The organism is Gilliamella sp. LMG 34362 (assembly GCF_984569125.1).
In genome coordinates this window covers 2,345,719-2,360,913 of sequence record NZ_OZ474902.1, presented here as the reverse complement: position 1 = coordinate 2,360,913, position 15,195 = coordinate 2,345,719, and the positions used below count along the sequence as shown (strand labels likewise).

Here is a 15,195-nt window from a genome sequence, read left to right as displayed (position 1 = left end):
TAGGTATCTCATTATCATTTAATATATAAAAAATAAACGTCTAACTATATTAACTGATTAACAGGCAAAACCTACTAATAAATTTATTAGTAGGTTTTTTAGTTAATCTAATTTATTTTCAAGTTATCATTACAGTTTTGCTGCATTTTTGACGCTCTCAGCAACAACTTTCGCTACATTGGGTTCGAAAGCATTAGGTAATATGCAATCTACTGAAAGTTTTTCTGGTGTAATGATATTAGCTAATCCTTTGGCTGCGGCTAGTTGCATGGCTAATGTAATATTTTTTGCTCTAGCATCTAAGGCTCCTCTAAATATGCCAGGGAACGCTAACACATTATTGATTTGATTTGGGTAATCACTACGCCCAGTTCCAACAATATAAGCACCTGCAGCTTTGGCCTCATCAGGGAATATTTCTGGTGTAGGGTTTGCCATAGCAAAAATAATCGATTTTTCGGCCATTGTTTTAACCCATTCAGGTTTCAGTACTCCCGGCGCAGATACACCAATGAATACATCAGCACCTTTAACTGCATCTTCTAATGTACCTTTTTGTTTAGTTTTATTGGTTCTTTTCGCCATAGCTAAATGATGAGGCGGTAACGAAGTATCATCTTCAGATAATATGCCAATTTTATCAACAATTTTAAGATCGGAGACTCCAGCAGCTAATAACATATCGGCGATTGCTAAACCAGCTGCTCCTCCGCCATTAATCACAACTTTAGCTGATTCTATCGATTTGCCAGCAACTTTTAAGGCATTATATAGTGCTGCTAATACCACAATTGCTGTGCCATGTTGATCATCATGGAAAACAGGTATATCCAATATTTCTTGTAATCTTTTTTCAATTTCAAAACATCTTGGTGCACTAATATCTTCTAGATTTATTCCACCAAATGAAGGAGCCAATGCAGCAATATGTTTAACTAACTCATCTGGATCTTGTGTATTAATTGATAGTGGTATTGCATCAACATTAGCAAATTGTTTGAATAAAATTGCTTTTCCTTCCATTACTGGAATAGCTGCTTCTGGTCCAATATTTCCTAAACCTAATACAGCAGAACCATCTGTAATAACAGCTACTAAATTACGTTTACTCGTATATTCGTAAACTGATTCAGGATTTTTAGCTATTTCAGTACACACTGCGGCAACCCCAGGTGTATAAGCAACACTAAGATCTGCCATTGAGTTAACAGGCACTTTAGAATGAGTTTCAAATTTACCATGCATTTGCTTACTGATTGCTAATGCTTTTTCTTGTACTGTTGTCATAATATTTACCTTTTTAAATATATTAAATATATGTTAGATATTTTGTAAGATTAAATTAACGTAATAATTTGTCTAAAACTTTTTATAACTTAATTAACTCTATTTTATATAAATTTACATATGTAAATAACGCATTAGTGCTGTAGTACATATCACCATCAAAGCTCCTCCTAATCTGGTTGCGACCTGAGCAAAAGGCATTAAGTTCATTCTATTTGCTGTGGAAAGTATGGCGACATCACCAGTCCCGCCCATACCACTTTGGCAAGATGAAATAATAGATGCTTCAACAGGATACATTTTTAAGAAGAAGCTGCAGACAAATCCTGTCATTGAAACAGTAAAAACAATAGCGATAATGGTAATGAAATACGGGATAGTTAATACATTAACTACACTGGCTAAATCGATATAAAGTAGACCTAATCCAGCCATTAAAGGGAAAGTAAAATTGCCCGAAATAAATTTGTACCATTGTTGGCTACCACGTTCTACACTTTCTGGTAATAAACGGAAGTATTTAACTACTGCAGTAGCAATAATCATTAAAACAGGACCAGGGAAATGAATCATTTTTTCTAAAATCATTCCAAAAATGAATAAAGTGGCTAAAATCATTACTGCACCACTCATTGAACGAGCATCAAGTGGCGTTTTATCATCTTTTAATGCTTCAGCTAATCCATCAAACTCAATTTTTACCAATTGACCATGACCACTTAAATGAGGTTTAACTTCACCAATTCTGCTCATAATGGCTGTAAAGGTAATTGCAAAAAAGTTACCAACTACTGTAGCTGGAATTAATGCACTAACGAAACTATCATAATCTTGATTTAGGATATTGCTATAAGCATTAGAAAGTTGTAAAACACCTTCACCAATTCCTCCAGCCATTACTGGTGAAACAGTATAGAAAAAGGCGTGTTCCCAAGTATCACCAAAAGCTACAGCGACAGCTACACCAACTAGTGCTGCTAAACACATTCCTAATAACATCGGGATCATCATGCGAATAAAGCCTTGAACTAAAATGACTCTATGCATACCAAGAATACTACCACATACTAAACTGGCGATATAAAAGAGTAAAAAGTTAGATTCTTTCATTAACATTTTTGTCGCCGATAGGGTATTTTCGTCAAATACACCATAGTAAACTAATAATGAAGGAACGATTAATGACAGAATAGCAGGGGCTCCAAATTTTTTGAAAAATGGAATATTTTGTCCGACAGTTCCCAAAAACCAACCTAAAGGTAATATCACGGCAAAACCACCAATTAATGTTTTTGGTAGCATGTCCAGTTGGGCGGCAATAATAACTATAATGGAACAAACTAAAAATATAGGAAGGGGGAGAGAACCTATATACATCTTATTTTTTTTTATATCTTGAAGTATGCTCATAACTAAACCTCTTTATGTTTTTATAGTACATAAGCAGTATAGTTAGGTAGATATAAATCAGAAGAATAAGAAAGTTATCTAACTAATTTTGTAATTAATGTAAGTATGTTACTAATATAATTATTGATTTATAAAGACATTTATATTTAAACAATTTTTAAAATACTAAAATTAGTAATGACTAATTTATTAGGATGCTCTTATATTCATTAAGCTAATGAAATCAACCAATCCTTAATTTTTGCCCCTTTTAGGTATATCAAAACTTGTTCCTTAATTTTTTATAGATTAATTATTAAGCTATTTGGGCTTTATTTGCTTTGCAGCAAATGAATATCTAATTTAGAATTCATGGAAAAATAATGGGGAAGTGTAGTTGTAGTCCATTTGATGTAATTAAAAGAGAAATATAACTTTCTGCTAGGTCTAGTATTTAATAAATCGCTTTTTATCATTTTACAATTTAATGAATAAATATCTCGAATAAGTCTGCTTTATCATTTATAACTTGACTAATTTCCCAAAAGTAATTTTTCAAAAATTACTTCAATAATCATATCCATTTTTACATTAATAATTTATTGAACTTTTTTGATAATATTTAAAAAATCAACAAAATTTAGTATTAATTTTATATTTCCTAACCCCTTTCCTCAAAAATTTTTTAAGGAAGGAGTGAGGATTAGCGTAATAAGCAAGCTTGAATTTTATCGACTTCTTTATTAAGTGCATCAATAACTAAATCTGGATGTGATCTTTCTAGCGTTTTTACATTTTGAAATCCATCATTAGCGATCGATCCGGTATGTTGTTGAGCTTGTTTGATGTTACTAAATAAATAATGAATATTTTTAGCATTACGAGTAGTTGTTAAGGTATAACTGATAAAGTATTTAGATTGTGATTGATAATCGGTAACCGCATTGGCAACAATATTATTACCCTCAACTAATTTGATGGTATCACCACCATTGATGGTAATGGCTTGTTGCGTAGGCATATTATAGTATGGCCACCATGCAGACCCCAAATAGTTGTCGCTATTTAAAACCACAGGGCTGTTATCAAGTTCTTGGGCAATACAAACTGATAATGAAGAATGAAGAACAGTAATAGGACGAGAAATACTATATTTATTTATTATATCAACACCGTCAGCATTTTGGGCAATTTCTACTCCTTGAGCTTGATAGATTGATTGCATCTTTTGAGAAGCACAGCCAGTTAGTAACATTACTAAAACAGTAAAACCAATTAACTTTCTCATATCTCATCCTAGCTTGATTAACTTGTTTAATTCTAGCTGGTTATACAAGGATTTACTAGTATTTAAAAGATGAAAATATAAATATTTTTTAGTATTAAAAATTAGTCAGTAATTTGTTTTACATAAAATTAAAATAATAATATTGGCGAGAAATTGAGAGAAATTAGTTTTTCTCTCAATTTTATTATTAGTCTTTTTTACCACGAATTTTTCGTGATAATCGTTTAAAACCATGGGTGAATTTTTTTATTGTCATTGCTATAACTGGTACTTTAATTTTAATACCAAAACGTTCACGCAACTCAATAGCATCATTAGCTTTGGTAAGCCAAATAAAACCAGAGTTAGTTAAATCGATCGCTTTGATTGTTCCTTCTGGTGTTAAAATAAAATTTCCACCATGAATGTCATTGGAAACTAAATTATAACTATGTAATTTCTCAATGCAGTTTTTTATTTGTTCACCATAGGTTGCCATTTCTTCCCATTTTAATGATCGGCCTTCAATAAAATTAAAAATCATATAATGGCGTTTAGTCACTTTATCAAATGCGACTAGATAAAGTTCATAAGCTATATCACATTTGTCCAATGATATTTTTGCTAGCTTATGAATTAAATTGAAATAAAAGTCACCAGTGAGTTTGGCTATAATACGGCGTTCTAAACGATGTTCAACACCACCATCAATTTTAAAAATGAATTTAGTTTTCTCATGATTGATCAAATAAGTATATCGCTCAATTCTATCACTTGGATCAAGTAATTCATGATGTCCTTCTTCAGCCAGAAATTGGTCAAAAAGGTCTAAATAATTGATTTCATCATTTTGCACATAGGCAAACTTTATATTGCCGCGTTCAATTTCAATAATTTTTGCAAAGTTATTCAAATTTTGTAGTCCTAAGCGAGATAAAAAATTAAGCTATCTTAAACATTATCCCACTTAAAGTAAATCAATCACTGACAGTTATTAATACATACTTCGAAGTTAAATAAGCAGAATATTAAATAGTTTTAAAGCCTTTCAACTAAACTAATATAAGCAAATTTTAGTAAAGTGAGTAACCTAGTTAGTTTAATAGAAAAAATAGATTTAACTATTTATAAAAATTAACTTAATGATATGATCTGTTTATTATTAACAGCGACTATTTTTTATGCAAACCAAAGCTGCTGTGTGGTTTTTATATATCATAAGAACCGCAAAACAATCTTTATATACTGGTATCACTACTGATGTTACTCGAAGATTACATCAACATCAAATGGGGAAAGGGGCAAAACATCTAAAAGGGCACAAGGATCTTGCTATCGTCTATCAACTAAGTGTTGGCGATAGATCAACTGCGTTGAAAGTAGAATATCGTATTAAACAGTTAACCAAAATTCAAAAAGAAAAGCTAGTTTCTATCTCTCCAAGCCTCAATGAATTATTTATTTTTCTAAATATGAAAACTATTTAATATTATTGGTTGTTTACATAATTGATAATAACTGTAATGGCGGAGCTTTAATTGCTTCAATTTGTTGGTTAAATTGTTTTAATTGTTGTTGCCAAAAATCAATATCGGTTAACCAAGGGAAAGCACGAGGAAACGCTGGATCTTGCCAGCGTTCGATAATCCATGCCAAATGATGGACTATTCGCATCGCCCGTAACGGTTCAATTAATATTAATTGATCATGATTAAATGGGAAAAATTCTTCATAAAGTTCAATAAAACTTGATAATTGAATTCTCTGCTGTTGTTGATCACCATTGAGTAGCATCCAGATATCTTGTATTGCAGGGCCATTTCTAGCATCATCAAAATCAACAATAATAGCTTTATCATGCCATAAAATATTTCCCGGATGACAATCGGCATGTAATCGAATTGGTTGCCAATCGTTATGCCAATATTGTTCAACAGTTTTAATTAAATTGCGGAGGATGATTTTAAGATCTGTTTGGATTTTATTCGGGACGATTGCGTTAGATAACAAAATTTCTTGAGGTTGATAAAGATATTCTTGCAAACCTATGGTTGGACGGTGTTCAAAAGGTTGTTTTGCGCCAATTTGATGAATTCGACCGAGCATAGTTGCGACGGAATCAAATTGCTCTAAATTATCGATTTCATATTGTCGTGCGCCAACGCTTGGAAATAAAGTAAAAAGATAACCTTGATATTCATGCACGGTATTATTATTAATTGTTGTTGGTGCAATGGCTGGAATATCGGCTTGGACTAATTGCTGAGTAAATTGATGTTCTTCAATAATTTGTAATTTATCCCAGCGATGAGGACGATAATATTTAACGACATAACGAGTGCGATTTTCATCAGAAAATTGATATACACGATTTTCATAGCTATTTAAAGCCGTAAGGCCTGAATCAACGTAGATACCTATGACGGCTAAGCTATCAAGAATCAGCTCCGGCGTTAATGTTTGGAAAGAAAATGCACTGTTATTCATAATGTTCCATTATTGTTGGCTAAACCATTCATCTAGTTTTTGCTTTAAAGCTTCTAAACCAACACGTTTTGGCGATGAGAAAGGAGCAACAGTAATATCACCTTGAAAAGGTAAAATGGCTTCTTTGACCATATTAACTTGTTTTTTTTGTGCACCAGAAGCCAGTTTATCGGCTTTAGTTAATAATAACATTACAGGAATATTTACTGATACAGCCCATTCAATCATTTGTTGGTCCAAATCCTTTAATGGGTGTCTAATATCCATTAAGACAACTAAACCTTTTAAACTTTCTCGTTTTTGCAAATACTCACCAAGTGATTTTTGCCACTTGCGTTTAATCGCTTCAGGAACTTGCGCATAACCATAACCAGGTAAATCTACTAAGCGACAGTTTTCTTCAACTTCGAAAAGGTTGATTAGTTGTGTTCGTCCTGGTGTTTTACTGGTTCTTGCTAGGGCTTTTTGATTGGTTAATGTATTGAGTGCACTTGATTTACCCGCATTGGAACGTCCGGCAAATGCAATTTCAACGCCAGTATCAATTGGTAAATGTGTAATGTCAGGGGCACTTAAGATAAAATGCGTTTTAGCATAATTTAATGGTCGAATGTCGGTCATAAACAATATCCTTTAAGTGCATTAACGGCACTTAATCACTTAAAATGCCGTTACTGTATAGAAAAACTTAAGAATTGACAACTTTTTCGACTGCTTTGCCAAATCGGTTCATGCCTTCTTTTATTTCATCTTCCGAGATAATTAAAGATGGCGTAAAACGTAGTACATTTGGCCCTGCATTTAGTATCATTACTTTATACTCGGTAGCAACATTTAAAAAATCTCGTGCCTTACTATGAAATTCAGGTTGTAATTCAGCACCTAAAAGCAAGCCTTTACCTCGATACTCTCGAAATACTTTGAATTTATCATTAATAGTTTCAAGTTGTTCAATAAACATTGCCCGACGTTTTTGAACACCTTCAAGTACTTCTGGGCTATTAATGATATCGAAAGCAGCACAACCAACGGCACAAGCCAGTGGATTTCCACCATAAGTGGTACCATGAACACCAGGATGCATTACCGATGCAATCTCATTTGTAGTTAGCATTGCACTAATAGGAAAGCCACCACCGAGAGCCTTAGCGGAAGTTAAAATATCAGGAATGACATCATATTGTTGATATGTATATAAACTGCCTGTTCGCCCCATACCGCATTGTACTTCATCAAAGACTAATAGGGCGTTATTTTGATCACAAAGTGCTCGTACACCTTTTAAAAACTCTGGTGTGGCAGAAGTTAATCCTCCTTCACCTTGCACTGGTTCTAAAACTACAGCACAAGTATGATCATCCATTACGGCTTTAACAGCATCTAAATCATTAAAAGGAACATGAATGATATCAGCAGGTTTCGGCCCAAAGCCATCGGAGTATTTAGCTTGCCCGCCGACTGATACAGTAAAAAAAGTACGGCCATGAAAAGATTGATAAAATGCGATAATTTTCGTCTTATATGGACTATACTTTTCAGCAGCATAATATCTTGCTAATTTAAAAGCTGCTTCATTTGCTTCGGCACCTGAATTAGCAAAAAACACACGTTCAGCAAAAGTATTTTCAATAATTTTTTGGGCAAGTCGTAGTGCCGGTTCATTGGTAAAAACATTACTAACATGCCATAATTGTTCGCTTTGTTGCTGTAGAGCATTGATCAACTGAGGATGACAATGACCGAGAGCATTGACAGCTATACCTCCAGCAAAATCGATGTATTCTTCACCATTTTGATCCCATACTCGACTACCATTTCCTTTCACAGGTATAAAGTTAGCGGGCGAATAAACGGGTAGAATTACTTTATCAAACAGATCTCGTGTAATTTCGGGCTGCATTATTTAATCCTTATTTTAACCAACAATCCTTTTATATTTTATGTTATTTAAAAAGATAGTAAAGTTAATATTTATTCATAATTATTGAATTTATATTCATTTTAAAGAAAGTTATATATTTTGTTCTTTTCTATAATTATTTTCGGGTATAATCAATGGTTAATTAATAATTGTCGATAAGATAGGAATAAATATGAGTCGCATTGTTTATTGCCATTATTTAAAAAAAGAATCCGAAGGATTAGATTTTCAGCTTTATCCAGGTGAATTGGGTAAACGTATTTATAATGAAATTTCAAAGATTGCATGGCAAGAATGGCTTAAAAAACAAACAATGTTAATTAATGAAAATAAATTTAATATGATGAATTTAGAACATCGTAAAAAAATTGAAACTGAAATGGTTAAGTTTTTGTTTGAAGGTGAAGACGTTGTTGTTGATGGGTATAAACCTGAAAATTGAGAGCTAAAATGAAAAATAATTATAAAATTATTACGTTACTCGTTTCCGTAACTTTATTAACAGCTTGTCCTGGTTCAAAAAACAAAAGTACCGATGAAGATTATTATATAAAGGATACCAATGCATTTAATATTTTAATCAGTCAGTATGCAAATAATATAGAACAAATTTGGGGGCCTAAAGAAATTCTTATTGCCGGACCAAAAGATTATGTTCAGTATGAAGATAATTTGCAAACACGCGTCCACATCAATTTTGTTTCAGGCGTAATAACAATTGAGACTTTATCTGATACCCCACTTGCCCATTTAAAAGATGCTATTGTTTCGACGTTACTTATGCCAGAACCGGTTGATATCATCCGCCGTGATAAAATAAGTCAGAACTTATCAGAAGAACCATTTTTATATAATCAGGTTCTTGACCAAGAAAGACAACCCATTCGTTGGAGTGGCAGGGCGAACAGTTTTGCTGATTATTTACTTGCCAATAATCTAAAAGCTCGTTCATCTGGTTCTCATAAAATTACCTATGTTGAAATCAAGTTAGTTCCAAATCATATTAATGAACGTGCAAGAAAATTCTTACCACTTGTTACTGAAGCATCAAATCGTTATTTTATTGATGAACGATTAATTTTAGCCATTATGGAAGTAGAATCTGCATTTAACCCTTATGCAGTCAGTCGTACTGATGCGTTAGGATTAATGCAAGTTCAACAACATACCGCTGGTCGAGATATATTTAAATCCCGAGGCAAATCAGGCGAACCCAGTCGCCAATTTTTACTGGATCCACGTAATAATGTTGATATGGGAACCGCTTATTTATCACTGTTAAAAAATAAATATTTAGCCGGTATAAATAATCCAATTTCATTAAGATATGCAATGATAACTTCCTATAATGGTGGTGCTGGTAGTGTATTACGTACTTTTTCTAATGATAGGAATGAAGCCATTAATATTATTAACTCAATGACACCCCAACAAGTTTATCGAAAATTAGTGACCTCACATGTTTCCCAAGAATCACGTAATTATTTGGTGAAAGTGAGTAAGATCTTAGATAACAAATAATTGATGATTATTAGCCACTTTTTTAAATCTGAATAAAAGATATGAAGAGTGGCTATTTTATATACATTTCACAATGTTAATAACTAATGATTTTTTAAGTTTTAAAGATTTTTAATAAAAAAAACGTGATCTACTTCAATTTTTGAGTATACTATGCGTCTCATAAAACCCTAGTTTTTTTGAGGATGTCAACTTGAGTAATGATAAGCTTGTGGACTCATTTTCTCCTGCACAAATGACCCAAATTGCCGAAGAAATTGGCAATTATAAAGTAAATAAACACCCTAGTAGTACTATCTTATCTGCCATCATCGCTGGTGTATTCATATCAATAGCTTTTGTCTTTTATATCACTGTTACGACTGGGACAGCAACAGTTGCTTTTGGTTTGGCTAAATTAGTTGGTGGTATCTGTTTCTCGTTAGGATTAATGTTAGTTGTCTGTTGTGGCTCTGATCTTTTCACTTCAACAGTATTAACTATATTACCTAAAATGACCCATAAAATTAGTTGGACAAAAATGATTCGTAATTGGATTTTTGTCTATATTGGTAACTTTATTGGTGCTATACTGTTTGTAACAATTATTTGGTTTTCTGGACAATATATGGTAGCCAATGGTTTGTGGGGATTGAATGTATTACAAACTGCAGATCATAAATTACACCATACCTTTATTGAAGCCGTATGCTTAGGTTTACTCGCTAATTTAATGGTTTGTTTAGCGGCTTGGATGAGTTATGCGGGTCGTAGTTTACTTGATAAAATGTTAATTATGGTATTACCTGTAGCTATGTTTGTCGCCAGTGGTTTTGAGCATAGCATTGCAAACATGTTTATGATTCCGATGGGCATTGTTATTAAAAACTTTGCATCACCTGAGTTTTGGACGGCGGTAGGCGTATCTGCTGATACGTTTAATTCATTAACAATTGAGCATTTTGTCTTAAATAATTTAATCCCGGTAACAATTGGGAATATATTGGGTGGTTTAGCTGTAGCGCTACCTTATTGGGCTTTATATCTTCGTAAGCCACATTGATTTTATAATATTTACCCTTATATAAGAGTAGATAGGTATTTATGTAAACCTGAGGTTAATAATTATGAGTAATTTAAACGAAGTACAAGCAAAAGCTTGGAAAGGATTTAAAGAAGGTGATTGGCAAAATAATGTCAATGTTCGTGATTTCATTCAAACAAATTACACACCTTATGAGGGTGATGAATCTTTCTTAGCTGGCGCTACCGATGCTACCACTAAATTGTGGGATAAAGTTATGGAAGGCATCAAATTTGAAAACTCCACTCATACACCAGTTGATTTTGATACCAGTGTAATTTCAACTATTACTGCCCATGATGCAGGTTATATTGAAAAAGATTTAGAGAAAATTGTTGGTTTGCAAACTGAAAAACCACTAAAACGTGCGATTATCCCGTTTGGTGGTATCAAAATGATCGAAAACTCTTGTAAAGCTTACGACAGAACTTTAGATCCATTAGTCAAAAAAATCTTCACTGAATATCGTAAAACTCACAACCAAGGTGTGTTTGATATTTATACTCCAGATATTCTTCGTTGTCGTAAATCAGGCGTTATTACCGGTCTTCCTGATGCTTATGGTCGTGGTCGTATCATTGGTGACTACCGTCGTGTAGCTCTTTACGGTATCGATTACTTAATGCAAGATAAATTTGCGCAATTCACTTCATTACAAGCTGACTTTGAAAATGGCGTTGATTTACCAATGACTATGCAACGTCGTGAAGAAATTGCTGAACAACATCGCGCACTAGGTCAAATTAAAGAAATGGCAGCGAAATACGGTTTTGATATTTCAGCACCAGCAACTACAGCACAAGAAGCTGTTCAATGGACTTATTTTGGTTATTTAGCGGCGGTTAAATCTCAAAATGGTGCGGCGATGTCTCTTGGTCGTACTTCAACATTCTTCGATATTTACTTCCAACGTGATCTTGCAGCTGGCTTAATTACGGAAGAAGAAGCACAAGAAATTGTCGACCATTTCGTTATGAAATTACGTATGGTTCGTTTCTTACGTACTCCTGAATATGATGAATTATTCTCTGGTGACCCAATCTGGGCAACTGAATCTATCGCGGGTATGGGTATTGATGGTCGTACATTAGTGACTAAAACATCATTCCGTTTCTTAAACACTTTATATACCATGGGGCCTTCTCCAGAGCCAAATATGACAATTCTTTGGTCTGAACAGTTACCTTCTGGATTTAAAGAATTTGCTTCAAAAGTATCTATCGATACATCTTCATTACAATATGAAAATGATGATTTGATGCGCCCTGATTTTAACAACGATGACTATGCTATCGCATGTTGTGTAAGCCCAATGATTGTTGGTAAACAAATGCAATTCTTTGGTGCTCGTGCTAACCTTGCAAAAACTCTTCTTTATGCAATCAATGGTGGTGTGGACGAGAAATTAAAAATGCAAGTTGGGCCTAAAGAAGATCCAATTACAGACGAATATTTAGATTTTGATAAAGTATTCGCTCGTTTAGATCATTTTATGAATTGGTTAGCTAAACAATATGTAACTGCGCTAAATGCTATTCACTATATGCATGATAAATATAGTTATGAAGCTTCATTAATGGCGTTACATGACCGTGATATTATTCGTACTATGGCATGTGGTATTGCAGGCCTTTCTGTTGCAGCTGACTCTTTATCTGCAATTAAATATGCGAAAGTAAAAACTATTCGTGATGAAGATGGTCTTGCAGTTGACTTTGAAATTGAAGGTGAATATCCACAATTCGGTAACAATGATCCACGTGTTGATGACATTGCTGTTGATTTAGTTGAACGTTTCATGAAGAAAATTCAAAAACTTAAAACTTATCGTAATGCAATTCCTACACAGTCTGTATTAACCATTACTTCAAACGTTGTATATGGTAAGAAAACAGGTAACACTCCAGACGGACGTCGTGCAGGTGCTCCATTTGGACCAGGCGCTAACCCAATGCACGGACGTGACCAAAAAGGTGCGGTAGCTTCATTAACTTCTGTTGCTAAATTACCGTTTGCTTATGCGAAAGATGGTATTTCATATACTTTCTCAATCGTTCCTAATGCATTAGGTAAAGATGATGATGCACGTAAACGTAATCTTGCCGGCTTAATGGATGGTTATTTCCATCACGAAGCAACTGTGGAAGGTGGTCAACATTTAAATGTTAACGTATTAAATCGTGAAACATTATTAGATGCGATGGAACATCCTGAAAAATATCCACAATTAACTATTCGTGTGTCTGGATATGCAGTACGTTTTAACTCATTAACTAAAGAACAACAAAAAGACGTTATTACACGTACTTTCACTCAATCAATGTAATTTAGTTAATAATAAGCTTAAATTAAATAGCGTCCTTTAAGGGCGCTATTTTTTTGTAATTGAAATTTTCTGCTTAAAAAGTTATTGAATTAATATCGTTTCTCACTTATTGGTGTAATTGGTGAAAGCATTAGCATAACTGAGTTAAAATAAGAAATAAGAGCAATGTAAGCAATTATCAGAGAATTGTTATGGAAAAAAATATTATTATGACAACAGAACAACCGATTAAAGGTCGTATTCACTCTTTTGAGTCTTTTGGTACAGTTGATGGGCCAGGTATTCGCTTCATTGTTTTCTTTCAAGGATGTTTAATGCGCTGCTTATATTGTCACAATCGTGACACATGGGATTTAAAAGCAGGACGTGAAATTACTGTTGCTGAGCTGATGAAAGAGATCATCACTTATAAAAATTTTATTATGCCTAATGGTGGTGGCGTAACAGCATCTGGTGGTGAAGCAACCTTACAATCAGAATTTATCACTGAGTGGTTTAAAGCTTGTCATGCTGAGGGTATTCATACCTGTTTAGATACTAATGGTTATGCAAGACAACTTGATCATACCGTTGAAGAGTTAATGGAAGTAACTGATCTTGTGATGCTTGATTTAAAACAAGTGAATGATGATATACACCAAAAATTGGTAGGTGTTCCAAATAAACGGGTTTTAGAATTTGCTAAATATCTTCAAAAAATAAATAAACGAACTTGGATCCGCTATGTTGTTGTACCAGGATGGACGGATGATGATAATTCAGCCCATTTACTTGGTCAATTTATTCAAGGAATGGATAATATTGAAAGAGTTGAATTACTCCCATACCATAAGCTCGGTGCATATAAATGGGATACACTGGGTGATAAATATATGTTAGAAGGTGTAGAAGCTCCACCACGAGAAACATTGGATCGAATTCAAGCAATTATTGAAAGTTATGGTCAGTATGTGACATTTAGTAAATAAAGTTAATTAACTAGTAAAAAGGCATCTATTATGGAGCCTTTTTATGTACTATTTTAATCTTTTTCGTTTTACTGTTCGTAGTATATAAATAGTTCCCTCCAGAGCTAGCACACAAACTGATAACCAAATAAGCCCATATGGTAAAATATGCTCTGTGGATATTGATTCATGTAAAAATAATACAGAAACAACAGTAAGTAATACGGGCTCTACATATCCTAGTAATCCAAATAGTCCAAGCGGTAACAGCCGTCTAGCGACAAAATACATAGCAAAGGCGATGGCAGTAATAATACCGAGCATTGGAATAAAAATATGAAAATGAGATAAATCACTTATAATCTTATTACATGGATAATGTAAAAGAAAATAAATCAGACAGCCTATAAATATAAAAAAGAAGTCCGAAAAGGTTCCTGCAATACCTTCTATCTGTAATTTGCGTCGTGTCATAAAGTAAATAGGATAACCCAAGGCGATGATGGCAGTTTCCCAAGAGAAAGCGCCAGTAATATAGATTTCTGATATAACACCTATGCTAGCGAGTAATACCGCAATTTTTTGAAAAATACTTAGCCTTTCTTTATAGAAAATTTGCCCAAAGACCACCATACTTAATGGTAATAAAAAATAGCCAAGTGAAGCCGATAATCCATGTCCATTAATTGGTGCCCAAATAAAAATAAGCATTTGAATAGTTAGTAGAAAAGAAGAAAATAATAACCCAACTAAAAGATAAGGCTTATCTTTAATTCGAATAAAAAGGGCGGATATAGATGACCATTGCTTTTCAATCAGAATTAATACAATAATAGCCGGAAAAGATGTTAACAATCGCCAGCAAAAAATATCTACTACAGATAAAGGTTGCAATAATACTGGATAGTAATACAGCAAGCCAAAAAGACATGATGCTAGGATTGATAATGCAACACCTTTTATCATCTTATTTACCTTAATTAATAA

General features: G+C 33.4%; 14 protein-coding genes. 6 read left to right on the top strand and 8 right to left on the bottom strand.

Annotated elements, in window-relative coordinates:
• Positions 1–129 precede the first annotated feature (129 nt).
• From AC5LWZ_RS10780 to AC5LWZ_RS10765, 4 genes are all read right to left on the bottom strand, one after another.
• Positions 130–1,287 (bottom strand): NAD(P)-dependent malic enzyme, encoded by a 1,158-nt coding sequence (locus tag AC5LWZ_RS10780; RefSeq protein WP_110447199.1) that lies wholly within the window; start codon positions 1,285–1,287, stop codon positions 130–132.
• 114 nt (positions 1,288–1,401) lie between these two features.
• On the bottom strand, positions 1,402–2,697 hold the full coding sequence (locus AC5LWZ_RS10775) for a 2-hydroxycarboxylate transporter family protein (RefSeq protein ID WP_493463683.1): 1,296 nt from the start codon (positions 2,695–2,697) through the stop codon (positions 1,402–1,404).
• Positions 2,698–3,379: 682 nt separating this feature from the next.
• Positions 3,380–3,964, bottom strand: coding sequence for a hypothetical protein (locus AC5LWZ_RS10770; RefSeq protein ID WP_493457118.1), 585 nt, complete (start codon positions 3,962–3,964; stop codon positions 3,380–3,382).
• 187 nt (positions 3,965–4,151) lie between these two features.
• Positions 4,152–4,856, bottom strand: coding sequence for a lipopolysaccharide core heptose(II) kinase RfaY (locus tag AC5LWZ_RS10765; protein WP_110447202.1), 705 nt, complete (start codon positions 4,854–4,856; stop codon positions 4,152–4,154).
• A gap of 268 nt (positions 4,857–5,124) precedes the next feature.
• On the opposite strand from AC5LWZ_RS10765, the gene AC5LWZ_RS10760 reads away from it, so the two are divergent.
• Positions 5,125–5,430, top strand: coding sequence for a GIY-YIG nuclease family protein (locus tag AC5LWZ_RS10760; RefSeq protein ID WP_493463682.1), 306 nt, complete (start codon positions 5,125–5,127; stop codon positions 5,428–5,430).
• Positions 5,431–5,443: 13 nt separating this feature from the next.
• On the opposite strand, the gene AC5LWZ_RS10755 is transcribed toward AC5LWZ_RS10760, so the two are convergent.
• The 3 genes from AC5LWZ_RS10755 to argD all read right to left on the bottom strand — a co-directional run bounded on the left by AC5LWZ_RS10755 (position 5,444) and on the right by argD (position 8,330).
• Positions 5,444–6,430 (bottom strand): serine/threonine protein kinase, encoded by a 987-nt coding sequence (locus tag AC5LWZ_RS10755; protein ID WP_110447204.1) that lies wholly within the window; start codon positions 6,428–6,430, stop codon positions 5,444–5,446.
• 9 nt (positions 6,431–6,439) lie between these two features.
• Positions 6,440–7,042, bottom strand: coding sequence for a ribosome biogenesis GTP-binding protein YihA/YsxC (gene yihA / locus AC5LWZ_RS10750; protein WP_086358306.1), 603 nt, complete (start codon positions 7,040–7,042; stop codon positions 6,440–6,442).
• A 76-nt stretch (positions 7,043–7,118) separates the two neighbouring features.
• Complete coding sequence (gene argD, locus AC5LWZ_RS10745; RefSeq protein WP_110447205.1) at positions 7,119–8,330, bottom strand: bifunctional acetylornithine/succinyldiaminopimelate transaminase; 1,212 nt, start codon at positions 8,328–8,330, stop codon at positions 7,119–7,121.
• Between the two features lie 193 nt (positions 8,331–8,523).
• Here argD and AC5LWZ_RS10740 point away from each other — a divergent pair, with 193 nt between their 5' ends.
• The 5 genes from AC5LWZ_RS10740 (at position 8,524) to pflA (ending at position 14,229) form a co-directional block, all read left to right on the top strand.
• Entirely contained in the window at positions 8,524–8,793 is a 270-nt protein-coding gene (locus tag AC5LWZ_RS10740) for an oxidative damage protection protein (protein ID WP_110447206.1), read from the top strand.
• Between the two features lie 8 nt (positions 8,794–8,801).
• Positions 8,802–9,872 carry a membrane-bound lytic murein transglycosylase MltC gene (gene mltC, locus AC5LWZ_RS10735; protein WP_110447207.1) on the top strand — a complete coding sequence of 357 codons (1,071 nt, stop codon included), beginning with the start codon at positions 8,802–8,804 and terminating at the stop codon, positions 9,870–9,872.
• Between the two features lie 235 nt (positions 9,873–10,107).
• Positions 10,108–10,914, top strand: a complete 807-nt coding sequence (focA, locus tag AC5LWZ_RS10730) for a formate transporter FocA (RefSeq protein ID WP_493464204.1) — start codon at positions 10,108–10,110, stop codon at positions 10,912–10,914.
• A 64-nt stretch (positions 10,915–10,978) separates the two neighbouring features.
• Entirely contained in the window at positions 10,979–13,261 is a 2,283-nt protein-coding gene (pflB, locus tag AC5LWZ_RS10725; RefSeq protein ID WP_493463681.1) for a formate C-acetyltransferase, read from the top strand.
• A 191-nt stretch (positions 13,262–13,452) separates the two neighbouring features.
• Positions 13,453–14,229, top strand: a complete 777-nt coding sequence (gene pflA / locus AC5LWZ_RS10720; RefSeq protein WP_220000025.1) for a pyruvate formate lyase 1-activating protein — start codon at positions 13,453–13,455, stop codon at positions 14,227–14,229.
• A gap of 48 nt (positions 14,230–14,277) precedes the next feature.
• On the opposite strand, the gene rarD is transcribed toward pflA, so the two are convergent.
• Complete coding sequence (rarD, locus tag AC5LWZ_RS10715; protein ID WP_493457114.1) at positions 14,278–15,174, bottom strand: EamA family transporter RarD; 897 nt, start codon at positions 15,172–15,174, stop codon at positions 14,278–14,280.
• Between the last annotated feature and the right edge of the window lie 21 nt (positions 15,175–15,195).